Annotated in this window: 20 protein-coding genes and 1 pseudogene; 17 read left to right on the forward strand and 4 right to left on the reverse strand. The window is 71.2% G+C overall.

Going from position 1 to position 22,087, the window contains the following annotated elements; genetic code table 11:
- Positions 1 to 531 precede the first annotated feature (531 nt).
- From pyrG to ACPT94_RS25260, 11 genes are all read left to right on the forward strand, one after another.
- Positions 532 to 2,217, forward strand: a complete 1,686-nt coding sequence (pyrG, locus tag ACPT94_RS25210) for a CTP synthase (RefSeq protein WP_425246885.1) — start codon at positions 532 to 534, stop codon at positions 2,215 to 2,217.
- Between the two features lie 117 nt (positions 2,218 to 2,334).
- Complete coding sequence (locus tag ACPT94_RS25215) at positions 2,335 to 2,961, forward strand: NUDIX domain-containing protein (protein WP_360345316.1); 627 nt, start codon at positions 2,335 to 2,337, stop codon at positions 2,959 to 2,961.
- Positions 2,962 to 3,193: 232 nt separating this feature from the next.
- On the forward strand, positions 3,194 to 5,260 hold the full coding sequence (locus tag ACPT94_RS25220) for a tetratricopeptide repeat protein (RefSeq protein ID WP_360345318.1): 2,067 nt from the start codon (positions 3,194 to 3,196) through the stop codon (positions 5,258 to 5,260).
- A 132-nt stretch (positions 5,261 to 5,392) separates the two neighbouring features.
- Positions 5,393 to 6,517: an alanine dehydrogenase gene (gene ald / locus ACPT94_RS25225; RefSeq protein WP_360345320.1), complete on the forward strand. Its 1,125-nt coding sequence runs from the start codon at positions 5,393 to 5,395 to the stop codon at positions 6,515 to 6,517.
- Positions 6,518 to 6,940: 423 nt separating this feature from the next.
- A complete protein-coding gene (locus ACPT94_RS25230; protein ID WP_360345322.1) occupies positions 6,941 to 8,077 on the forward strand; it encodes a ParA family protein in 1,137 nt (378 codons plus the stop codon).
- Positions 8,062 to 8,655, forward strand: a complete 594-nt coding sequence (locus ACPT94_RS25235; RefSeq protein WP_360345324.1) for a hypothetical protein — start codon at positions 8,062 to 8,064, stop codon at positions 8,653 to 8,655. Before ACPT94_RS25230 ends, ACPT94_RS25235 begins: the two co-directional genes overlap by 16 nt.
- An 18-nt stretch (positions 8,656 to 8,673) precedes the next feature.
- The gene (locus tag ACPT94_RS25240; RefSeq protein ID WP_360345326.1) at positions 8,674 to 9,777 is read left to right on the forward strand and encodes a segregation and condensation protein A; all 1,104 of its coding nucleotides are present in this window, start codon (positions 8,674 to 8,676) and stop codon (positions 9,775 to 9,777) included.
- Positions 9,774 to 10,454 carry an SMC-Scp complex subunit ScpB gene (scpB, locus tag ACPT94_RS25245; RefSeq protein WP_360345328.1) on the forward strand — a complete coding sequence of 227 codons (681 nt, stop codon included), beginning with the start codon at positions 9,774 to 9,776 and terminating at the stop codon, positions 10,452 to 10,454. The genes ACPT94_RS25240 and scpB overlap by 4 nt, the downstream gene beginning before the upstream one ends.
- Entirely contained in the window at positions 10,454 to 11,530 is a 1,077-nt protein-coding gene (locus tag ACPT94_RS25250; RefSeq protein ID WP_360345330.1) for a pseudouridine synthase, read from the forward strand. Before scpB ends, ACPT94_RS25250 begins: the two co-directional genes overlap by 1 nt.
- Positions 11,531 to 11,639: 109 nt before the next feature.
- Positions 11,640 to 12,362 (forward strand): NUDIX hydrolase, encoded by a 723-nt coding sequence (locus tag ACPT94_RS25255; RefSeq protein ID WP_360345332.1) that lies wholly within the window; start codon positions 11,640 to 11,642, stop codon positions 12,360 to 12,362.
- Positions 12,359 to 13,381 carry an ADP-ribosylglycohydrolase family protein gene (locus ACPT94_RS25260; RefSeq protein ID WP_360345334.1) on the forward strand — a complete coding sequence of 341 codons (1,023 nt, stop codon included), beginning with the start codon at positions 12,359 to 12,361 and terminating at the stop codon, positions 13,379 to 13,381. The genes ACPT94_RS25255 and ACPT94_RS25260 overlap by 4 nt, the downstream gene beginning before the upstream one ends.
- Before the next feature lie 28 nt (positions 13,382 to 13,409).
- On the opposite strand, the gene ACPT94_RS25265 is transcribed toward ACPT94_RS25260, so the two are convergent.
- Both ACPT94_RS25265 and ACPT94_RS25270 read right to left on the reverse strand, forming a co-directional pair.
- Entirely contained in the window at positions 13,410 to 13,826 is a 417-nt protein-coding gene (locus tag ACPT94_RS25265; protein WP_425246886.1) for a Rieske (2Fe-2S) protein, read from the reverse strand.
- Positions 13,823 to 14,248: pseudogene (locus tag ACPT94_RS25270) on the reverse strand (DUF6529 family protein); the annotation flags it as partial. The gene ACPT94_RS25265 and the pseudogene ACPT94_RS25270, both read right to left, overlap by 4 nt.
- Before the next feature lie 241 nt (positions 14,249 to 14,489).
- Between ACPT94_RS25270 and aroH the strand changes: the two are divergent.
- From aroH to der, 5 genes are all read left to right on the forward strand, one after another.
- The gene (gene aroH / locus ACPT94_RS25275; protein WP_360345338.1) at positions 14,490 to 14,852 is read left to right on the forward strand and encodes a chorismate mutase; all 363 of its coding nucleotides are present in this window, start codon (positions 14,490 to 14,492) and stop codon (positions 14,850 to 14,852) included.
- Positions 14,849 to 15,934 carry a prephenate dehydrogenase gene (locus ACPT94_RS25280; RefSeq protein ID WP_360345340.1) on the forward strand — a complete coding sequence of 362 codons (1,086 nt, stop codon included), beginning with the start codon at positions 14,849 to 14,851 and terminating at the stop codon, positions 15,932 to 15,934. The genes aroH and ACPT94_RS25280 overlap by 4 nt, the downstream gene beginning before the upstream one ends.
- Before the next feature lie 307 nt (positions 15,935 to 16,241).
- Entirely contained in the window at positions 16,242 to 16,928 is a 687-nt protein-coding gene (gene cmk / locus ACPT94_RS25285) for a (d)CMP kinase (protein WP_425246887.1), read from the forward strand.
- Between the two features lie 56 nt (positions 16,929 to 16,984).
- Entirely contained in the window at positions 16,985 to 17,602 is a 618-nt protein-coding gene (locus ACPT94_RS25290; protein WP_425246923.1) for a lysophospholipid acyltransferase family protein, read from the forward strand.
- A 45-nt stretch (positions 17,603 to 17,647) separates the two neighbouring features.
- The gene (gene der / locus ACPT94_RS25295; RefSeq protein ID WP_360345346.1) at positions 17,648 to 19,126 is read left to right on the forward strand and encodes a ribosome biogenesis GTPase Der; all 1,479 of its coding nucleotides are present in this window, start codon (positions 17,648 to 17,650) and stop codon (positions 19,124 to 19,126) included.
- Positions 19,127 to 19,195: 69 nt separating this feature from the next.
- Here the strand turns inward: der and ACPT94_RS25300 are convergent, their stop codons facing one another.
- Together ACPT94_RS25300 and ACPT94_RS25305 are read right to left on the reverse strand one after the other, a co-directional pair.
- Positions 19,196 to 19,630: a hypothetical protein gene (locus tag ACPT94_RS25300; protein WP_360345457.1), complete on the reverse strand. Its 435-nt coding sequence runs from the start codon at positions 19,628 to 19,630 to the stop codon at positions 19,196 to 19,198.
- A gap of 109 nt (positions 19,631 to 19,739) precedes the next feature.
- Positions 19,740 to 20,522: a DUF8842 C-terminal domain-containing protein gene (locus ACPT94_RS25305; RefSeq protein WP_360345348.1), complete on the reverse strand. Its 783-nt coding sequence runs from the start codon at positions 20,520 to 20,522 to the stop codon at positions 19,740 to 19,742.
- Positions 20,523 to 21,041: 519 nt separating this feature from the next.
- Here ACPT94_RS25305 and ACPT94_RS25310 point away from each other — a divergent pair.
- A complete protein-coding gene (locus ACPT94_RS25310) occupies positions 21,042 to 21,728 on the forward strand; it encodes a transglycosylase family protein (RefSeq protein ID WP_360345350.1) in 687 nt (228 codons plus the stop codon).
- Positions 21,729 to 22,087: the final 359 nt, after the last annotated feature.

Raw genomic sequence — 22,087 nt, forward strand, 5'->3', positions numbered from 1 at the left:
GTGCAACTCCAGTCGAACGGCCACGTCACCCCAACAAAAAGGGGTTGTCGCTAGTGCGGTCAAGGGGTCTTTGTCATGCGTCGTTGAGCTGTGAAGGAAAGCAGTCGCTCAGCCGTGTTGGCAAAACGCCAATTCCTGCTCAACGAACTGACGAGCTCTCGTTGTTCCGGTGGATACGGACGGGGGTGGTGCCGTGTTCGGCCGGCCGGGCTCGGCAGCGAGTGTCCGAGCAGGATACGACGCACGTAGATGATCTGCGTGCCGCTCCGGGCAACGCGGGTGGGCCGAACGGGTGAGCACCGGGTGAGAAACCACGCATGTGCGCAGCCCCGTGTCGGTGCGTGCGCGGAGCGTGGCCGGAAGCCATCTCCCTGAGGCGCTGATACCCTGGTAGCCCGTGGACCGGTGGGCTCGAAACCCCCGAACCGCAGCGACGGCTCCCCCGGAAACCTCCGGCACGAACCGCTGGTGAAAGCCTCCAGGAGCCGCACCGCACCCCCAGACCGCGACCACGGGAGCCCCCTCTTGGCCATGCCGCCCGCTGCTTTTCGAAACAGCACAACGACGACCAAGCACATCTTCGTCACCGGGGGTGTCGCCTCCTCTCTCGGCAAGGGTCTGACGGCCTCCAGCCTCGGCATGCTGCTCAAGGCCCGGGGCCTGCGCGTCGTGATGCAGAAGCTCGACCCCTACCTCAATGTCGACCCTGGCACCATGAACCCGTTCCAGCACGGTGAGGTGTTCGTCACCAACGACGGCGCCGAGACCGACCTGGACATCGGCCACTACGAGCGCTTCCTCGACCGGGATCTGGACGGCTCCGCCAACGTCACCACCGGTCAGGTCTACTCGACGGTGATCGCCAAGGAGCGCCGCGGCGAGTACCTGGGCGACACCGTGCAGGTCATCCCGCACATCACCAACGAGATCAAGCACCGCATCCGCCGCATGGCGACGGACGAGGTGGACGTCGTGATCACGGAGGTCGGCGGCACCGTCGGCGACATCGAGTCGCTGCCGTTCCTGGAGACCGTCCGCCAGGTCCGCCACGAGGTCGGCCGGGACAACGTCTTCGTGGTCCATATCTCTCTTCTTCCCTACATCGGCCCCTCCGGTGAGCTGAAGACCAAGCCCACCCAGCACAGCGTGGCCGCCCTGCGCAACATCGGTATCCAGCCGGACGCCATCGTGCTGCGCTGCGACCGCGAGGTCCCCACCGCCATCAAGCGCAAGATCTCGCTGATGTGCGACGTCGACGAGGCAGCGGTGGTCGCCTGCCCCGACGCCCGCTCGATCTACGACATCCCGAAGACCGTGCACGGCGAGGGCCTGGACGCCTATGTCGTCCGCAAGCTGGACCTGCCGTTCCGCGACGTGGACTGGACGACCTGGGACGACCTGCTGGACCGCGTCCACAACCCCGACCACGAGATCACCCTCGCCCTGGTGGGCAAGTACATCGACCTGCCCGACGCCTATCTCTCGGTCACCGAGGCCCTGCGGGCGGGAGGCTTCGCCAACAAGGCCCGGGTGAAGATCAAGTGGGTCACCTCCGACGACTGCAAGACCCCGGCAGGCGCCAAGGCCCAGCTGGCCGACGTCGACGGCATCTGCATCCCGGGCGGCTTCGGCGACCGCGGTGTGCTCGGCAAGGTCGGCGCGATCCGCTACGCCCGTGAGAACAAGATCCCGCTGCTCGGTCTCTGCCTCGGCCTGCAGTGCATCGTGATCGAGGCGGCCCGCAACCTCGCCGACATCTCGGACGCCAACTCCACCGAGTTCGACCCGGCCACCGCCCACCCGGTCATCTCCACCATGGCCGAGCAGCTCGACATCGTCGCCGGTGAGGGCGACATGGGCGGCACGATGCGCCTCGGCATGTACCCGGCCAAGCTGGCCGAGGGCTCCATCGTCCGCGAGGTGTACGACGGCAAGGAGTACGTCGAGGAGCGGCACCGTCACCGGTACGAGGTCAACAACGCCTACCGCGCGGAGCTGGAGAAGAAGGCGGGCATCCTGTTCTCCGGCACCTCCCCGGACGGCAAGCTCGTCGAGTACGTCGAGTACCCGCGTGACGTCCACCCCTACCTGGTCGCCACGCAGGCGCACCCCGAGCTGCGCTCGCGCCCGACGCGTCCGCACCCGCTGTTCGCCGGCCTCGTGAAGGCCGCCGTCGAGCGCCGCCGGGGCGAGGACACGCGGGAGAATTCGAAGTAACACACCAGTTGTACGGTGGCCGGGGTGCATACCTTCAAAGGTGGGCACCCCGGTTTTCTTTCGGCCGGTCTCCTGTGTGCGCGGCGGCCGGCCCTCGCACGTGTGGAAGGACAGGGCATGACGATCAAGGACACCCCGCAGGCGTGGGAGATCCGGGCCACGGAGACCCCCTTCACGGGCAACAAGACCTCCGTCCGCACGGACGACGTGGTCATGCCCGACGGGTCCGTGGTCCACCGCGACTACCAGGTCCATCCCGGGTCCGTGGCCGTCCTCGCCCTCGACGAGGAGGACCGCGTCCTGCTCATCAAGCAGTACCGCCACCCCGTACGGCAGAAGCTGTGGGAGATCCCGGCCGGCCTGCTCGACGTGCCCGGCGAGAACCCGCTGCACGCCGCCCAGCGCGAGCTGTACGAGGAGGCGCACGTCAAGGCCGAGGACTGGCGGGTCCTCACCGACGTGTACACCACCCCCGGCGGCTGTGACGAGGCGGTGCGGATCTTCCTGGCCCGCGATCTGTCCGAGGCCGACGGCGAGCGCTTCGAGGTGGAGGACGAGGAGGCCGACATGGAGCACGCGCGCGTGCCGGTCGACGAACTCGTCCGGGGCGTGCTCGCGGGCGAGCTGCACAACAACTGCCTCGTCGTGGGTGTCCTCTCGCTGGTGGCCGCGAGGAACGGCGACGGACTCGACGCGCTGCGGCCGGCTCAGGCGCCGTGGCCGGCGCGTCCTTTCCAGGCGTGATCCGGAAGCGGTACCCGGGAATCCGGAAGCCGTACACCGGGAAACCGGAGGCCGTTCCCGGAAAACCGTGACCGGGCGAACACCCCTGCCGATATGACGATCGCCTGATCCGATCGGGCGACGTCGTCGCCGTGCTCCTCCCGGAACGTCGCAGAGCGTGAACTAGGCTCTGGAATCGCCCGATCCGGAGTCCCGGCGGGCTTGCGTGTGCGGTGGGACGGGAGTGTGGCCCGTGACGGAACAGGCAGTGGACACAGGCGGCGTGCAGCTGTCGGGACACGCCGCGCCAGAGGGCCATTTCCTGGGCCGATCCCGGGAGTTGAAGGAGCTGCGCGCCGACATCGAGCGCGCCGGACTGGACACCATCTCCGGGCGAAAGGCCCCACGCGCGCGCGTGCTCCTCATCGCCGGCCGGCCCGGCTCGGGGCGCACCTCGCTCGCCGAGGAACTCGTCCGGCGGATCGCCGGCCGATACCAGGACGGCGTGCTGCGTGCCCGTCTCAGCGAGCCGGACGGCACCCCCGTGCCCACCGAGCGCGCCGCCCGCGAGCTGCTCGCCGCCCTGGACCTGCCGATCCCGCCGGGCGCCTCCGAGGACGACCTTTCGGCCTCCCTCCGCGAGGCCCTCGCCGAGCGGCGCGCGCTGCTCCTCCTCGACGACGCGGCCGGCGCCGAACAGGTCGACGCGCTGCTCCCGGACACCCCCGAGTGCCTCGTCGTCGCCGTCTCAGCGGGCCCCCTCACCGGCATCGCGGACGTGCGCCCCTGCACGCTGGGCGGCCTGGACACCAAGTCCGCCCTCGACCTGCTGACCCGCTACACCGGCTCGGTCCGCATCACCGTCGACCCACGCGCCGCCGAGGGCCTCGTCGAGGTCTGCCAGGGCCAGCCCGCCGCGCTGATCCTCGCCGGCGGCTGGCTCGCCGCCCGCCCCAAGGCGGCCGTCGCCGACCTCGCCAAACACCTGCACGCCGAGGGCGACGAGGGGACGCCCCTCGGCCGTGTGTTCCGGCTCGTGCACGCCACCCTGCCGCCGGCCGCCGCACGGATACTGCGACTGCTCTCCCTCGCCCCGGCCGGACTCGTCGACCCTCACACCGCCTCAGCGCTCGCCGGCTGCTCGCTCGGCGCCGCCCGCGCCACCCTGGACGACTTCCTCGCCCTCGGCCTGCTGCGGGCCGCCGACTCGGCCCTGCCCGAGTACGAGGTCCCCGGCTGTCTGCACCCCCTGCTGAGCGCCGCCGCCGAGGCCCACGAGCGCCCGGCCGAGCTCCAGCTGGCCCGTGCCCGCATGCTGGAGCGGACGGTCCGGCTGCTGCAGTCCTGCCGGGCGATCACCGAGACGGACAGCCCGCAGGCCCGCGAGAAGCTCCAGGGCATGCCCCGCGCCCTGCGCTTCCCCACCCCGCGCGCGGCCGCCGACTGGCTGCGCCTGCGCCGCCCCGCCCTGCTCGCCTCGGCCCGCCTCGCCGTCGCCGACGGAGAGCTGGACACCCTGGCCAGGCGTCTGATGTCCCAGCTGGTCAGGGCGATGGTCGCGCACTTCGGCACCCAGGGCGCCGCCCCCGACCTGTACGGCGTCCACCAGCTCGTGCTGGACGTGGCCGAGCGCCGGCACCTGCCCCGCGAGAAGGCCGCCGCGCTGCTGAACCTGGCCGACGTGGACGCCCGGACCGGACGGACGGCGGAGGCGCTGGTGCGCTACCGGGCCGCGCTGGACGCCGGACGTGAGGCGAACGATCCGTATGCGACCGGCCGCGCGATGGAATCCGTAGGCGGGGCGCACCTGGAGCTCGGGGACTACGAGCGGGCCGCCGACTGGTTCGGCCGGGCCCTCGCCCAGCGGCTCGCCCGCGACGAGCGGGAGGACGCCGCTCGCCTGTACGGCCGGATCGCCACCGCGCACACCTACGCGGGCCGCTACGGCGAGGCGCAGCGCGGCTGGCGGGCCGCGGCGGCCGGGCACCGCAGGAACGGCGATGTCGCCGCACACGCGCGGGCGTTGAGCGAGCTGGCGCGGGTCCAGGAGTACGCGGGCCGGCCCGAGGAGTCACTGCACACCTGCCAGGAGGCGGTGGAGTGGGCACGCCGGGCGGAGGACCGGCGCCTGCAGGCCGCGCTGCAGCTGCGGCTGGCCGACACCCTGGACCATCTCGGCGACCCGGCGGCCGCCCGCCTGCACCGCGGCGCGGCCGAGCGCATCCTGGGAGAGGAGCTCCCGGACCGTGATCCGGAGCCCGAGCAGCTGGAACACGACGCTAACGCCTGCGAAATCCGCAGTGCATCCGCTGAAGATTGATGCATTGGAAGGCTAGACAGCGGGAACACCTTCATTAGACTGGCTCTGCCGCGTTCTCCTGCGGTGTATCCCGGTGTGCCCCTTGCATACGGGTTTGTCTTGCTATGCCCCACACCCTCTGAGCCAAGGACCGTGATCGACGTGAAGGTCGGCATCCCCCGCGAGGTCAAGAACAACGAGTTCCGCGTGGCCATCACCCCGGCCGGCGTGCACGAGCTGGTGCGCCACGGCCACCAGGTCGTCGTCGAACGCAACGCCGGTCTCGGCTCGTCGATCACGGACGACGAGTACGTCGCCGCCGGGGCCGAGATCCTGGAGACCGCCGACGAGGTGTGGGCCACCGCCGACCTGCTGCTGAAGGTCAAGGAGCCCATCGCCGAGGAGTACCACCGCCTCCGCAAGGACCAGACCCTCTTCACCTACCTGCACCTGGCCGCCTCCAAGGAGTGCACGAACGCCCTGCTGGAGTCCGGCACCACGGCGATCGCCTACGAGACGGTCGAGCTGCCCAGCCGCGCGCTGCCGCTGCTCGCCCCGATGTCCGAGGTCGCGGGCCGGCTCGCCCCCCAGGTCGGCGCCTACCACCTGATGCGCGCCAACGGCGGCCGCGGAGTGCTGCCCGGCGGCGTTCCCGGTGTGCTGGCCGGCCGGGCCGTGGTCATCGGCGGTGGCGTCTCCGGCTGGAACGCCGCGCAGATCGCCATCGGCATGGGCTTCCACGTGACCCTGCTCGACAAGGACATCAACAAGCTCAAGGAAGCGGACAAGGTCTTCGGCACGAAGATCCAGACGGTCGTCTCCAACGCCTTCGAGCTGGAGAAGGCCTGCCTCGAGGCCGACCTCGTCATCGGCGCCGTCCTCATCCCGGGCGCCAAGGCCCCGAAGCTGGTCACCAACGAACTGGTCTCCCGGATGAAGCCGGGGAGTGTCCTTGTCGACATCGCGATCGACCAGGGCGGCTGCTTCGAGGACTCCCGTCCCACCACCCACGCCGAGCCGACCTTCCAGGTGCACAACTCGGTCTTCTACTGCGTCGCCAACATGCCTGGCGCGGTCCCCAACACCTCCACCTACGCGCTCACCAACGCGACGCTGCCCTACATCGTCGAACTCGCCGACCGGGGCTGGGTGGAGGCGCTGCGCCGCGACCCCGCGCTCGCCAAGGGCCTCAACACCCATGACGGCAAGGTGGTTTACAAGGAGGTCGCCGAGGCGCACGGCCTGGAGCACGTGGAGCTCGACTCGCTGCTCGGCTGAGCCCCCAAGCGCCCCCCGACCTGGTAAGTCGCCAAGTCACCATCGTGTAAAAGGCGATTCGTCAACAGAGGTCGTCAACCTCGCGAGCCCGGCCGGACCTTGCCCGACAAGGTCCGGCCGGATGTGTGTATGGTCACTTTGCGGCTCTCGGTCAACTCGCCTCGAACGTAACTCTTCGACCGATTCGCACACCGGCGAAACCTGCCGTGCGACGGCCGTACGCCCTTGACAGCGGGATGTTTCATTGCCGACACATCGAGCCGGGTCCGGCGGATTGTGTTGCTGCGGACCGCCGACACGCCATAGAGTCGCCAATCGTCGGCATGGTGCCACGCTGACCTGTCTAGAAGTTTCCTGGTCACCAAGGAGGTAAGACGACTTGTGAATGAGTCGACATTTGCTCCCGGGGGTGGTCAACCAGGAATGCCTACGCGGGGCCAGGGCTCCACGGGGCTCGAGGCTGTCGGCTCCGTCGCTGTCCGAACCTTCGCAGCCCACCAGAGCCAGAGAAGCCCCCAGACGGCTCTGTCAGCACACCAGAGCATGGATGGCCATCACGTGAACGCCATGGCCGGCGACGGAAGTGGCGCGCCCCACAACCACTTCGCCGACTACGACGAACTGCCCGACGGGCACTTCTACGACCCCGACGCCGAGTACGAGCCCGACCCCGAGTACGCGGCCACGCTCGCGCCCGACGCTGCCCGCCAGCGTCGCGAGCGCATCGGCCCGACTGGTCGCCCGCTGCCGTACTTCCCGATCCCGGGACCACTGACCAACCACGGTCCCGCGACGATCATCGCGATGTGCAACCAGAAGGGCGGCGTGGGCAAGACGACGTCGACCATCAACCTGGGTGCCGCGCTCGCGGAGTACGGACGCCGGGTGCTGCTCGTGGACTTCGACCCGCAGGGCGCGCTGTCGGTCGGTCTCGGTGTCAACCCGATGGAGCTCGACCTCACGGTCTACAACCTGCTCATGGAGCGGGGCATGTCGGCCGACGAGGTGCTCCTGAAGACGGCGGTCCCCAACATGGACCTGCTGCCGAGCAACATCGACCTGTCCGCCGCCGAGGTCCAGCTGGTCTCCGAGGTGGCTCGCGAGTCGACGCTGCAGCGGGCGCTGAAGCCGCTGATGGACGACTACGACTACATCGTCATCGACTGTCAGCCCTCGCTCGGCCTGCTCACGGTCAACGCGCTGACCGCCGCGCACAAGGTGATCGTGCCGCTGGAGTGCGAGTTCTTCGCCCTGCGCGGTGTGGCGCTGCTGACCGAGACCATCGAGAAGGTCCAGGAGCGGCTCAACCCGGAGCTGGAGCTCGACGGGATTCTCGCGACCATGTACGACTCGCGCACCGTGCACAGCCGTGAGGTGCTCGCGCGTGTCGTCGAGGCGTTCGACGACCACGTCTACCACACGGTCATCGGGCGCACGGTCCGCTTCCCGGAGACCACGGTCGCCGGTGAGCCGATCACCACGTACGCCTCCAACTCCGTCGGCGCCGCCGCCTACCGCCAGCTCGCCAGGGAGGTGCTCGCCCGGTGTCACGCCGAGTGAGTCTGCCGGGGGCCGACGAACTCTTCCGTACGACAGGGGGAACGGCGCTGCAGCCGTCCGCACCCCGGCGCCAGGCCAATGGCGAGGCCCGGGTACCCGCTCCGGCGGGGGAGAGCGACGGGGTGGCGGCCGCGACCGCCGACGACGCGCCGCAGGCCGTTCCCGCGCAGGGCGGTGACGGCGAGGGCGCCGAGCACGTGGCGGCCGACGCGGAACCGGCCGACGCCGGCGAGTCGCGCAGCCGGGCCGCCGGAGCGGAGGGCTCGACGCGCCGCCAGGGGGCGCAGGAAGGTTCTGCCGCGCCCGGCGCCGGTGCCGCCGCTGCCCAGCCGCGCAAGCGCGGGCGGTCGTCGACGCGCCGCCCCAGCGGCCGGGAGCGGCACGACGAGAAGATCACGGTGTACGTGTCCGCCGAGGAACTGATGGACCTCGAGCACGCGCGACTGGTGCTGCGCGGTGAGCACGGCCTCGCGGTCGACCGGGGCCGGATCGTCCGGGAGGCGGTCGCGGTCGTCCTCGCCGACCTGGAGAGCCGGGGGGACGCCAGCATCCTCGTACGTCGGCTGCGTGGGCGGTAGCGGTAGCCTGCGGAGGCCATGACCTCGAACGACGTTCCCGCCCCCGGCCCCGGCGCACCCACCGGCGGCCGTCGGCGTGCGCTGGGGCGGGGGCCGGGGGCCTCGCCGGTCGTTCCGCCCGCGGTACCGGTGGAGCCACCGGTTCCCGATGCGCTGCCGGAGCGTGAGCCCGAGCCCGCCGTACCGGGGCCTCAGCCCGTCGTACCGGAACCGGAGCCGGAGGCGGAAGAGCCCGTCGTGGCGGAACCGGAACCGGGCGCCGGACCGGAAGCCCCCGGGGAGCCTTCGGTGTCCGAGGGCTCGGCGCCCTCCGACGGTGTCTTCAAGGTTCGGCTCGCCAACTTCGAGGGCCCCTTCGACCTGCTCCTCCAGCTGATCTCCAAGCACAAGCTGGACGTCACCGAGGTCGCGTTGTCGAAGGTGACCGACGAGTTCATGGCGCACATCCGGGCGATGGGGCCGGACTGGGACCTGGACCAGACGACCGAGTTCCTGGTCGTGGCCGCGACGCTGCTCGATCTGAAGGCGGCCCGGCTGCTGCCCGCCGCCGAGGTCGAGGACGAGGCGGACCTCGCCCTGCTGGAGGCCCGTGACCTGCTGTTCGCGCGGCTGCTGCAGTACCGCGCGTACAAACAGATCGCCGACATCTTCAACGGCAAGCTCCTCGACGAGGCCCGCCGTTACCCCCGTACCGTCGGCCTCGAACCGCACCACGCCGAGCTGCTGCCCGAGGTGGTCATCAGCATCGGCGCGGAGGGGTTCGCGAAGCTCGCGGTCAAGGCGATGCAGCCCAGGCCCAAGCCGCAGGTGTACGTCGACCACATCCACGCGCCGCTGGTGAGTGTGCAGGAGCAGGCCGGAATCGTGGTCGCGCGGCTGCGGGAGCTCGGGGAGGCCAGCTTCCGCACGCTCGTGGAGGACACCGACGACACCCTCACCGTCGTGGCGAGGTTCCTGGCGCTGCTGGAGCTGTACCGGGAGAAGGCCGTCGCCCTCGACCAGGAGACCGCGCTCGGGGAGCTGCTGGTGCGCTGGACGGGCGGGGACGGGGACGAGACGCCGCGCGTGACCGACGAGTTCGACCGGCCGCCCGAGGAGCCCAAGGAGGAGAAGAAGCCGTGAGCGAGGAGACCACCGAGGTCCCGGCCGGGCTGCGCGCCGTCGCCGGCCTCGACCTCAAGCCCGCCCTGGAGGCCGTCCTGATGGTCGTGGACGAGCCCGCGACCGAGGAGCACCTCGCGAAGATCGTGGAGCGGCCGCGGCGGCAGGTCGCGGACGCGCTGCGGGAGCTGGCCGACGAGTACGCCGTGCAGGGGCGCGGCTTCGAGCTGCGGTTCGTCGCGGGCGGCTGGCGGTTCTACACCCGCGCCGAGTACGCCCCGGCCGTCGAGCGCTTCGTCCTGGACGGGCAGCAGGCCCGCCTCACCCAGGCCGCGCTGGAGACCCTGGCGGTCGTCGCCTACCGCCAGCCGGTCAGCCGCAGCCGGGTCTCCGCCGTCCGCGGAGTGAACTGCGACGGCGTCATGCGCACCCTGCTGCAGCGCGGGCTGGTCGAGGAGGCGGGCACGGAACCCGAAACAGGTGCGATCCTGTACAGGACGACGAACTACTTCCTGGAGCGGATGGGCCTGCGCGGTCTGGACGAGCTCCCGGAGCTCGCGCCCTTCCTCCCGGAGGCGGAGGCGATCGAGGCCGAGACCCAGGAAGGCGTACCGTCGTTCGATCCGGACGCCCCGGACACGGAGGCTCCGGCCACGGACGACGGTCCTACGACGAACACGACGACGACGGAACTTTGATGCGAAGCAGCGGCAGCGGTAGCGGCAAGAGCGGCGGGCGCGGTAACTACCGCGGGGCCGGCAACAACAGGGACCAGAAGCAGGGCCAGGGTCAGGGGCGTCCGCGCAAGCCCCGTCCCGAGGAGCGCCGCTACGACGTGGGCCCCGGCGCCTCCCCGGAGGGCCCGAAGTCGGGGCGCGGCGGCGCGGCCCGCGGCGGCGCCAAGGGCGGCCCGAGGAAACCCCAGCAGGGCGGCGGCCGTACGACTCCTTCCCGCTCCCGTGAGTACGAGACGCGGGCCGAGGAGCGCAACCGCGAGCGGTACGCCGGGAAGAAGGACATCAAGCTGCCGAAGACCTTCCCGGGCGCCGAGCAGGAGGGCGAGCGGCTGCAGAAGGTCCTCGCGCGCGCGGGCTACGGCTCCCGGCGCGCCTGCGAGGAGCTGATCGAGCAGGCCCGGGTCGAGGTCAACGGCGAGATCGTCCTGGAGCAGGGCAAGCGGGTCGACCCGGAGAGGGACGAGGTCAAGGTCGACGGGCTGACGGTCGCGACGCAGTCGTACCAGTTCTTCTCGCTGAACAAGCCCGCTGGTGTCGTGTCGACCATGGAGGACCCGGAGGGGCGGCAGTGCCTCGGTGACTACGTCACCAACCGCGAGACCCGGCTCTTCCACGTCGGGCGGCTCGACACCGAGACCGAGGGCGTCATCCTGCTGACCAACCACGGCGAGCTGGCGCACCGGCTGACCCACCCCAAGTACGGCGTGAAGAAGACCTACCTCGCGCACATCGTCGGCCCGATCCCGCGCGACCTCGGCAAGAAGCTCAAGGACGGCATCCAGCTGGAGGACGGGTACGCGCGCGCGGACCACTTCCGGGTCGTCGAGCAGACCGGCAAGAACTACCTCGTCGAGGTCACCCTCCACGAGGGCCGCAAGCACATCGTGCGCCGCATGCTGGCGGAGGCCGGCTTCCCGGTCGACAAGCTGGTGCGGGTGGCCTTCGGCCCGATCACCCTCGGCGACCAGAAGTCGGGATGGCTGCGGCGGCTGTCGAACACCGAGGTCGGGATGCTGATGAAGGAGGTCGACCTCTAGGGCTCGACCGCCGGTCTTCGAAGAACCGGCCAAGGATCGGCCTCAAGGGCTTGTGACCGACTCGCACCCCCTTTTATAGTCGTGACGACTATAAAAGGGGGTGCGAGTCATGCAGGGCTACGACAAGTACGCCTACGAGCCCTTCGCCGTCACCGTCGACCTCGCGGTCCTCACCCTCCGCGAGGGCGCACTGCACGTCCTGCTCGTCGAGCGCGGCCAGGAGCCGTACGCCGGACGGTGGGCGCTGCCCGGTGGCTTCGTGCTGCCGGACGAGTCCGCCGAGACCGCCGCCCGGCGTGAACTCGCCGAGGAGACCGGCCTGGAGGACGTCTCCGGGCTGCACCTGGAGCAGCTGCGCACCTACAGCGAACCCGACCGCGACCCCCGGATGCGGGTCGTCTCCGTCGCCTTCGCCGCGCTGCTGCCCGACGCGCCCGAACCGCACGGCGGCGGCGACGCGGCCCAGGCCCGCTGGCTGCCGTACGACGACGCCAGGCCGCTCGCCTTCGACCACGACCGGATCCTTGCCGACGCCCACGAACGGGTCGGCGCCAAGTTCGAGTACACCTGCCTCGCGACCGCCTTCTGCCCGCCCGAGTTCACCCTCGGCGAGCTCCAGCAGGTCTACGAGACGGTGTGGGGCACGGGACTGGACCGGCCCAACTTCCGCCGCAAGGTGCTCGCCACCCCGGGCTTCGTCGAGCCCGTCCCCGGGGGCGCCGCGCGGCTGACCGGCGGCCGCGGCAAACCGGCCGCCCTCTACCGCGCGGGCTCCGCCACCACCCTCCACCCACCGCTGCTGCGACCGCCCCGGGAAGGACGTTCCGCATGACCACCACCACCGTCAGGAAGCGCGCCGCCACCGGGGCCCTCGTCGGCCTCGCACTGGGGGACGCGCTCGGATTCCCGACCGAGTTCAACGACGTCCCGTCGATCCTCGCCAAGTGCGGCCCCTGGCGCGGGATGCAGCTGCCGCAGCGCGCCTTCGTCTCCGACGACACCCAGATGACGCTCGCGGTGGGACGGGCCCTGCGTACGGCCATGGACCGAGGGCTGCTCGTGCCCTCGCGTCTCGAGCGGCCGCTGCGCGAGGAGTTCGTCGACTGGTACCAGTCGCCCGAGAACAACCGGGCCCCGGGCCGGACCTGCCTGACCGCCTGCAACCTCCTGAAGGACGACAGGCGCCTCTGGCAGGACGCCAGTCAGATCGGCTCCAAGGGCTGCGGCGCCAACATGCGCGTCGCCCCCCTCGGTCTCGCGCCCGGCCTCAGCGACGAGCAGCGGGCCGGCGCCGCCCAGCTCCAGGCCGCCCTCACCCACGGCCACCCCACCGCCCTCGCCGCCTCCGACCTCACCGCCCACGCCGTACGGCTGCTCGCGCAGGGCGCCGAGCCGGCGGGGCTGGTCGGGCAGCTGCGCTCGTACGCCCTCGACCACCGCAGCCGCTACCACGAGCGCTGGCTCGGGGACCTGTGGACCCGCAGTCAGGACCCGAGCCCGGAGCACTTCATCGCGCGCGGCTGGGACGAGTGCCTGGCCGTCCTGGACCGCCTCCGGGCGGCGCTGCGCGACCCCTCGCCCGAGACCGACCCGTGCCTGGCCACGGGGGCGGGGTGGATCGCCGAGGAGGCCCTGGCGACCGGGCTGCTCTGCTTCCTGCTCTTCCCCGACGAGCCGGTGACCGCGCTGCGCCGGGCCGCCTGCTCGTCCGGCGACTCCGACTCCATCGCCTGCCTGACGGGCGCCTTCGCGGGCGCGTACGCCGGGGCCGAGGCATGGCCCACGGAGTGGGCGGACCGGATCGAGTACCAGGGGGAACTGGTCACGCTCGGGGCGCTCTGGGATCTGTGATCACACCGCCGGGGACCACACCGGCGGATCAGGTCAGCTTGATGGAGCCGCCCTCCACCGTGATCTGCTCGGCGGGCAGCGGTCTGGTCGCCGGGCCGCCGGTCACCGAGCCGTCGGTGATGCGGAAGCTGCTCTTGTGGCAGGGGCAGTTGATGGTGCCGTCGGCGACGGTGGCGACCGTGCAGCCCTGATGGGTGCAGACCGCGGAGAACGCCTTGAAGTCACCCTTCGTCGGCTGGGTGACGACGATCTTCTCGTCCTCGAAGATCTTGCCGCCGCCGACGGGGATCTCGGCCGTCGTCGTCAGTTGCCGGCCTTTGGAGGCGGCCGGCGGCGCGCTCTTGGGCGAGGAGTCGCCGTTGCCCTCGTACTCGCTGCAGCCGACGGCGAGTGCCGCCGCGCCCGTCGCGAGGAGAACCGTCCGGCGCGTGGCGGGGTGGGTCATGTCGTCACTCCGAAGATGCGGAAGAACCAGAGGGCGGAGGTCGGCCAGACGATCGTGAACACGGCGAGGACGAGTCCGCCGACGACCGGCAGCAGCCAGGAAGGAAGTCGCTCCGAACGGAGCAACAGCATCCTGGCACTGAAGGCACCGAAGAAGAAGCAACCCAGGAGAGAGTGCCACAAAACGCGTGTTTCGTACGTCTGACAGCCCAGCGCGTACAGGCAGTGCACCGCGACCGGGACCGACAGCAGGAAGGCGGTGCGGCCCGACCAGCGGTGCAGCGCCCCCGACCAGCCCGGGCCGGGCAGCCTGCCGTAGACCGTCAGGGCCGGGACGACCTGGACGAGGGCGAAGGCGAACGCGGCGGTCGCCAGCCAGGACTTGACCGCGCCCGTGCCGCTGAAGCCGGCCAGGTCGAAGGCGGCTCGCCGACGCCGGACTCGCCGACAGGTCGTCAGACGGTCATGAGAGCGCAGGACGCATCCGGCGTAAAGAGGCGCACGGGGGCGTTACCGCACCAAGTAGCCGAATACGGTGATACCGACGACATCGGCAGAGTCCGGGCCCCGTCTCAGCGGGCGGGCGCGGCCCACCCGGCGGACCCGGGCTGACTAGGCTGGACGGGCGAAGAGCCGATACCCAACGTGAGCGAGGAGCAGCGCCGTGGCGGTACGAGCGGTCCGGGGGGCCGTCCAGCTGGAGAGGGACGAGGCCGGGCACATGGACGAGCAGGTCGGGGCCCTGCTGACCGCCATCATGGAGCGGAACTCCCTCAGCGCCGACGACCTGATCAGCATCTGGTTCACGGCGACGCCCGACCTGCACAGCGACTTCCCGGCGGCCGCCGCCCGCAAGCTCGGCATCGTCGACGTGCCGCTGATCTGTGCCCAGGAACTCGACGTCCGGGGCGCCATGCCGCGGGTCGTCCGGGTCCTCGCGCACATCGAGTCCGACAGGCCCCGCGCCGGCATCAACCACGTCTACCTCGGCGCCGCCGCCGCCCTGCGCAAGGACATCGCCCAGTGAGGACCGCGCTCGTCATCGGTACCGGGCTCATCGGCACCTCCGCGGCCCTGGCCCTCTCCCAGCGGGGCGTCGTCGTCCACCTGGAGGACCACGACCCCGAGCAGGCCCGTACGGCGGCCGCGCTCGGCGCCGGCACCGACGAGGCCCCCGGCGGCCCGGTCGACGTCGCCATCGTCGCCGCCCCGCCCGCCCATGTGGCCGCCGTGCTCGCCGACGCCATGCGCCGGGGCGTGGCGCGCGGCTATCTCGACGTGGCCAGCGTCAAGGGAGGGCCGCGGCGCGAGCTGGAGGCGCTCGGGCTCGACCTGTCGACCTACCTGGGCACCCACCCCATGTCGGGCCGTGAGAAGTCCGGTCCGCTGGCCGCGACGGGCGACCTGTTCGAGGGCCGGCCCTGGGTGCTCACGCCCACCCGGGACACCGACACCGAGGTGCTGAACCTCGCCCTGGAGCTGGTCTCGCACTGCCGGGCGGTTCCCGTGGTGATGGACGCGGACGCCCACGACCGGGCGGTCGCGCTGGTCTCCCACATGCCCCACCTCGTCTCCAGCATGGTCGCCGCGCGCCTGGAGAACGCCGAGGAGGCCGCCGTACGGCTGTGCGGGCAGGGCATCCGGGACGTGACCCGGATCGCCGCCTCCGACCCCCGGATGTGGATCGACATCCTGTCCGCGAACCCGGGGCCGGTCGCCGACCTGCTCACCGACGTCGCCGCCGACCTGGAGGAGACCGTCCAGGCGCTGCGGGCGCTGCAGTCCTCCGACGAGGACAAGCGCCGCGAGGGGGCGGGCGGCATCCAGGACGTCCTGCGCCGTGGGAACGCGGGGCAGGTGCGTGTCCCAGGCAAGCACGGGTCCGCTCCGCGGGTGTACGAGGTCGTCGCCGTGCTGATCGACGACCAGCCCGGGCAGCTCGCGCGGATCTTCGCAGACGCGGGTGCGGTGGGGGTCAACATCGAGGACGTGCGGATCGAGCATGCGACGGGGCAGCAGGCCGGGTTGGTGCAGTTGATGGTTGAACCGAAGTCGGCGGCGGTGTTGTCGGCGGCGTTGCGGGAGCGGGGGTGGGCTATCCGGCAGTAGGGCGCCGTCTCTTCGCCGGGTGCCCCGCGCTGGTGTGGCCCTCGCTGGGGGGCTCCGCCCCCAGACCCCCGCATCGGCCCTGAACGGGCCTCGTCCTCAAACTCCCCCAGAGGGGGTGCCCCCAGACGGGCTGGAGTCCTGGACCGGCGTCAAGGAGGCGCCGGTGGGCTGGATCGCCCGGGCGGGCACTGAGAAGGCGCCGGTGGGCCGGATGTGCGGCCGGACGAGTGAGTCGTACCCAGTAACCTTGTGCGGGGCACAGTCTCGCCCCGCAGCCCACCGCCTCGCACCAGGAAGGTGTCCCCCCGTGGAAAACGGCGCCGCCCAGCCCGTGATTGTCGCCATCGACGGCCCCTCCGGCACGGGCAAGTCGAGCACGTCCAAGGCCGTGGCCGGGCAGCTCGGCCTGAGCTACCTGGACACCGGGGCGCAGTACCGGGCGATCACGTGGTGGATGGTGAACAACGGGATCGACATCGAGGACCCCACGGCGATCGCCGCCGTCGCGGGCAAGCCGGAGATCGTTTCCGGCACCGACCCGGCCCACCCGACGATCACGGTCGACGGCACCGACGTGGCCGGCCCGATCCGTGGCCAGGAGGTCACCTCCAAGGTCAGCGCGGTGAGCGCCGTACCGGAGGTGCGTGCGCGGATCACGGAGCTGCAGCGGTCGCTGGCCGCCTCCGCCGAGAAGGGGATCGTCGTGGAGGGGCGGGACATCGGGACGACCGTGCTGCCGGACGCCGATGTGAAGATCTTCCTCACCGCCTCGGCGGAGGCCCGCGCCGCCCGCCGCAACGGTGAGCTGCAGGGCGCCGACGTCCACGCCACCCGGGCGGCGCTGATCAGGCGGGACGCGGCCGACTCCTCCCGCAAGACCTCCCCGCTCGCCAAGGCGGCCGACGCCGTCGAGGTCGACACCACCGAGCTGACGCTGGCCCAGGTCATCGAGTGCGTCGTCACGCTCGTCGAGGAGAAGCGGGCCGCCCGGTGAGCGAGCTGCCCTCGGAGAGGGGTGCCGAGGTGGGGCGGCGCATCGGCGTCGGCCTGATGTACGGGCTGTGGAGACCGCGGGTGCTGGGCGCCTGGAAGGTGCCGGCGAGCGGTCCTGTGATCTTCGCCGTCAACCACTCCCACAACATCGACGGGCCGATGGTCATGGGCGTGGCGCCCCGGCCGACGCACTTCCTGATCAAGAAGGAGGCGTTCGTCGGCCCTCTCGACCCCTTCCTGACCGGCATCGGTCAGCTGAAGGTCGACCGCACGAGCACCGACCGCACCGCGATCACCCGCGCGCTGGGTGTCCTGGAGAGCGGCGGTGTGCTCGGGATCTTCCCCGAGGGCACCCGGGGCGAGGGCGACTTCGCCTCCCTGCGGGCCGGCCTCGCCTACTTCGCCGTGCGCAGCGGGGCGCCGATCGTCCCCGTCGCGGTGCTGGGAAGTTCCGAGCGGCGCGGACGGTTGATGAAGGGGCTGCCCCCGCTGCGGTCCCGCGTCGACGTCGTCTTCGGCGACCCCTTCGAGGCGGGCGACGGCAGCGGACGGCGTACGCGCAAGGCGCTGGACGAGGCGACCGAGCGCATCCAGAAGCAGCTGGCCGCGCACCTGGAAAACGCGAGGCGGCTGACCGGCCGCCGGGCGACACTGAGTAGTGGATCACTCCGCTGAACCGGAGTGCCCACCGATCACCACGATGAACGAGGTACGGACTTCATGAACGACCACATCCAGCCCGACGGCTCGGACGGTTTCGAGCACGATCACGGGGCGCTCGGCGACGCCGAGTACGCGGAGTTCATGGAGCTCGCCGCGGAAGAGGGCTTCGACCTCGAGGACGTCGAGGGCGCCATCGAGGCGGCCGGACACGGGCCGTTGCCCGTCCTCGCCGTCGTCGGGCGGCCGAATGTCGGCAAGTCGACTCTCGTCAACCGGATCATCGGGCGGCGCGAGGCCGTCGTCGAGGACAAGCCGGGTGTGACCCGGGACCGCGTCACCTACGAGGCCGAGTGGGCGGGCCGCCGCTTCAAGGTCGTCGACACCGGCGGCTGGGAGCAGGACGTCCTCGGCATCGACGCGTCCGTGGCCGCGCAGGCCGAGTACGCGATCGAGGCCGCCGACGCCGTCGTCTTCGTCGTCGACGCCAAGGTCGGCGCCACCGACACCGACGAGGCGGTCGTGCGGCTGCTGCGCAAGGCCGGCAAGCCCGTCGTGCTGTGCGCCAACAAGGTCGACGGCCCGAGCGGCGAGGCCGACGCGGCCTACCTGTGGTCCCTCGGCCTGGGCGAGCCGTACCCGGTCTCCGCGCTGCACGGCCGCGGCACCGGCGACATGCTGGACGCCGTCCTGGAGGCCCTGCCGGAGGCGCCCGAGCAGTCCTTCGGCACGGCGATCGGCGGCCCGCGCCGTATCGCGCTCATCGGCCGCCCGAACGTCGGCAAGTCCTCGCTGCTGAACAAGGTGGCCGGCGAGGAGCGCGTCGTCGTCAACGAGCTGGCCGGCACCACCCGTGACCCGGTCGACGAGCTGATCGACCTGGGCGGCGTCACCTGGAAGTTCGTCGACACGGCCGGCATCCGCAAGCGCGTCCACCTCCAGCAGGGCGCCGACTACTACGCCTCGCTGCGCACCGCGGCCGCCGTCGAGAAGGCCGAGGTGGCGGTCGTCCTCATCGACGCCTCCGAGTCCATCTCGGTCCAGGACCAGCGGATCGTGACCATGGCCGTCGAGGCGGGCCGCGCGCTCGTCATCGCGTACAACAAGTGGGACACCCTCGACGAGGAGCGCCGCTACTACCTGGAGCGGGAGATCGAGACCGAGCTCGCCCAGGTGTCGTGGGCGCCCCGGGTGAACGTCTCGGCGCGTACCGGACGGCACATGGAGAAGCTGGTCCCCGCGATCGAGACGGCGCTGGCCGGCTGGGAGACCCGGGTCCCCACGGGCCGGCTGAACGCCTTCCTCGGCGAGCTGGTCTCGGCCCACCCGCACCCGATCCGGGGCGGCAAGCAGCCGCGCATCCTCTTCGGCACCCAGGCCGGCACCAAGCCGCCGCGGTTCGTCCTGTTCGCCTCCGGCTTCATCGAGGCGGGCTACCGGCGCTTCATCGAGCGCCGACTGCGTGAGGAGTTCGGCTTCGAGGGCACGCCGATCCACATCTCCGTGCGGGTGCGCGAGAAGCGCGGCAAGAAGAAGTGACGCAACGGCTGGAGGGCGGCACCCGAGTGTGGGGTGCCGCCCTCCAGCCGTGTCACGGACTTCCGTGGCTCACAGGCCCCTTCGGGGCGCTGGCGGGAGCGCCGCCGGGACGGGGTGCATCCCCGTGTTCGCCTGCTGCGTGTTCGTCTGCTGCCGGCCTGTCTGCTGCCGTCCGGTCTGTCCCAGTGGCCCGACCCGCTGCCACTGCGACTGCTGCCCGAGACCGCTGCGCGCACTCTGCGCGCCCGCGCTGTAGGCGCTGTAGGAGCTGGTGAACGAGCTGCTGAACGACCCCGTGCTGTGTGGGATGTTCCCGAAGGCGGTGAACCCCAGGTCCTCCTCCCCACTGCGGTCCCCCGGCAGCGAGCGGAACGACCTGACGTACTCGGCGTAGAGCGCGTCGTAGATCGGCGTGGCCGATGGGCCTGCCTGGGGTTCCTGAGCCGGTCGCGCGGACGGGATCGACTGGTAGGCCTGGCGGCGAGGAACGTCGTAGGTGTGCACGTATGTCCAAACGAGGTTGGACTGGAAGAGATGCGGCTGGACAGGCGCCGGGGCCACCGACGGCGTCTCCGTCGCCGTACGGTCCGCGGTTCCCGCTGCGTGGGCGGGCTCAGGTCCCGGCAAGCGGAAGGGCCGCACCGACCAGCTTTCCGTTCGCCGCGGCCTTGTCCAGCGCGTCCCGCAGCAGGTCCTCCCTGGGCTGGCGCCCGATGGAGCCGACCGGCGCCGCGTACATCAGCACCTGCTGGTGCTTGTTGGCGGCGGCCCGCCACCCGTCGGTCACCTGGAGCGGCTGGTGGGCCTGCCACCAGGCCACCGGCTGCCCGCCGTTCGGGGAGGGCTGCAGCACCGCGTGCAGTTGCCCCATCGCCAGCAGCACGGACCAGCCGTGCCGCACCGGCGGGACCTCGGACAGCTCGGTCAGCGGCATGAAGCCCTGCTCGATGAGCAGCGGCAGGAAGTCGTCTCCGGTCCCGGTGCTGCCGGGCCGCACGATGGGCGCGGTCGGCTCGACGACCAGCGCCGGGTGCAACTCCCCGGCGATCAGGACGAGTCCGCTGGTGACGCCGAGCATCGCCTGCTCGGGTACGACCTTCTCGGGCTCCAGGTCGACGGTGTCGCCGCTGATGGAGCGGACCGCGCCCCGCAGCTGCTCCTCGGTCACCTGGACGACCTGCGAGGGGAGGCAGGTGGCGTGGGCGAAGGCGAGGACGGCGGTCTCGTCGCCGATGAACAGGACGGTGCTGGTGCGCTCGAGCTCGGAGTCGCCCGGGGTGCGGCAGGACGTGCAGTCGTAACTGCCCGGGGCGTTCTCTCCGGCGAGCAGCCGGTTGGCTTCTTCGTCGCCGATCTCGGCGCGTACCTCGTCGCTGACGTCGAGCATGCGCGGCACGGGTGACTCCCTCGGAATGCGGTGCGTTGGCGGGGCCGGGTGACTCCCCGGCTCATGAAGAAGACAACGGGCGATCTGTGGTGGGGGTCACGCTGTACGGCGAACGGAATCGAACCATCGAACGCGGATGGTCACGATGCGTACGGAACCGGGCACTCCAAGTCAAGTAACGGGAAGGTCACGGAAGTTGGTCCCGTGACCTGACTCACAGCTTCCTTGAATCGTTCGCAGACAAATCCCGAAATCGGCGAATGAAGCGGGTGGCCGAATTCTCTTGCTACCCCCGGTAACGTCCAACTGGCCTGCGACAACGGGGAGTTGGTTGCTAACGGCTTGTCAGGGTCCCTAGATTGCTCCGCCGTGTGCAACGAGCACCGCTCGGGTACGTCCGCCGGCCGCGCAGAGCCAGACACCGCGCAGCACGACCGCCGACGGACGGGGCGGAGCGCGTCGACCGTGCCCCGCGCGGACGGCGTGCCTCGCCAAGGGGGAAGCCCGGGTTCGTAGAGAGGGATCTACATGTCCGAATGTGCCGATAACACTCGCGTCAACGCTCGCGCCGGCAAGGCGCGTACGACGGCGGTCCTCGCCGGGGCGGCGCTCCTCGCCCCCCTCGGACTGCTGGCCGCGACCGGCAACGCCGCTGCGGCGGACGGCGGAGTGTGGGACCGCATCGCCCAGTGCGAGAGCGGCGGCAACTGGCACATCAACACCGGCAACGGCTACTACGGCGGACTGCAGTTCTCCGCCTCCACCTGGCGCGCCTACGGCGGTACCGCCTACGCGCCCACCGCCGACCGAGCCACCAGGGCACAGCAGATCGCCGTCGCCGCCAAGGTCCAGCGGGCCCAGGGGTGGGGTGCGTGGCCCACCTGCTCGGCGCGTGCCGGGGCCTCCGGAAGCGCACCCGACGCCGGCGCGGCCGGCTCGGCCTCCACCGAGTCGGGTTCGAGCACGTCGGGCTCGTCGAAGAAGAACTCCTCCACGAACGGCTCCTCGGTCTCCTCGGCGCGGGCTTCCGAGCGCTCGACGGCCCACAGCTCCCGCAGCGGCTCCCGCGGCGACTACACCGTCCGCGAGGGCGACACGCTCAGCACCATCGCCGCCCGGAACGGGACGACCTGGCAGCGGATCTACTCCGCCAACAAGGCCGCCATCGGCGGCAACCCCGACCTGATCATGCCGGGTCTCCGCCTGACCTTCTGAGGCGAGCCGGCACGGCCCCACCCGGTCCGCGCACCGGGTGGGGCCGTGCTGCCGTGGCGGGGGCGGGGGAGGGCGCCCGCGCCGCACGAGTCCCCGTGAGCCGCCGCCATGGTGCTCGCGCCGCCGCACCTGTGGCTCCCGCCGCCGCGCCGCACCTGTAGGGGGCGGACGGGGGATGTGTGGGGGAGCCGTGTATTTCCTATGAGGAATCACCCTGGCGGAGCCGCACGGAATCGGAATGGAGCGGGGTCCGGGGGCGGTTCTCCGACAACTTTCCGTCGGGTTATTCGGGCGGTCGGGACCACTCGCGGGAATTACGTTCGAATGCGTGCAGAAGGCGTACCGAACCGCTCGTATGT

Source organism: Streptomyces aurantiaciflavus (genome assembly GCF_049808595.1).
Classification (GTDB): Bacteria; Actinomycetota; Actinomycetes; order Streptomycetales; family Streptomycetaceae; genus Streptomyces.

Excerpts from the sequence above, each read along its gene's own strand:
- pyrG (WP_425246885.1), top strand. The coding sequence starts at position 532 with ATGCCGCCCGCTGCTTTTCGAAACAGCACAACGACGACCAAGCACATC.
- ACPT94_RS25215 (WP_360345316.1), top strand. The coding sequence starts at position 2,335 with ATGACGATCAAGGACACCCCGCAGGCGTGGGAGATCCGGGCCACGGAG.
- ACPT94_RS25230 (WP_360345322.1), top strand. The coding sequence starts at position 6,941 with ATGCCTACGCGGGGCCAGGGCTCCACGGGGCTCGAGGCTGTCGGCTCC.
- ACPT94_RS25240 (WP_360345326.1), top strand. The coding sequence starts at position 8,674 with ATGACCTCGAACGACGTTCCCGCCCCCGGCCCCGGCGCACCCACCGGC.
- ACPT94_RS25250 (WP_360345330.1), top strand. The coding sequence starts at position 10,454 with ATGCGAAGCAGCGGCAGCGGTAGCGGCAAGAGCGGCGGGCGCGGTAAC.
- ACPT94_RS25255 (WP_360345332.1), top strand. The coding sequence starts at position 11,640 with ATGCAGGGCTACGACAAGTACGCCTACGAGCCCTTCGCCGTCACCGTC.
- ACPT94_RS25260 (WP_360345334.1), top strand. The coding sequence starts at position 12,359 with ATGACCACCACCACCGTCAGGAAGCGCGCCGCCACCGGGGCCCTCGTC.
- ACPT94_RS25265 (WP_425246886.1), bottom strand. The coding sequence starts at position 13,826 with ATGACCCACCCCGCCACGCGCCGGACGGTTCTCCTCGCGACGGGCGCG.
- ACPT94_RS25290 (WP_425246923.1), top strand. The coding sequence starts at position 16,985 with ATGTACGGGCTGTGGAGACCGCGGGTGCTGGGCGCCTGGAAGGTGCCG.
- der (WP_360345346.1), top strand. The coding sequence starts at position 17,648 with ATGAACGACCACATCCAGCCCGACGGCTCGGACGGTTTCGAGCACGAT.
- ACPT94_RS25310 (WP_360345350.1), top strand. The coding sequence starts at position 21,042 with ATGTCCGAATGTGCCGATAACACTCGCGTCAACGCTCGCGCCGGCAAG.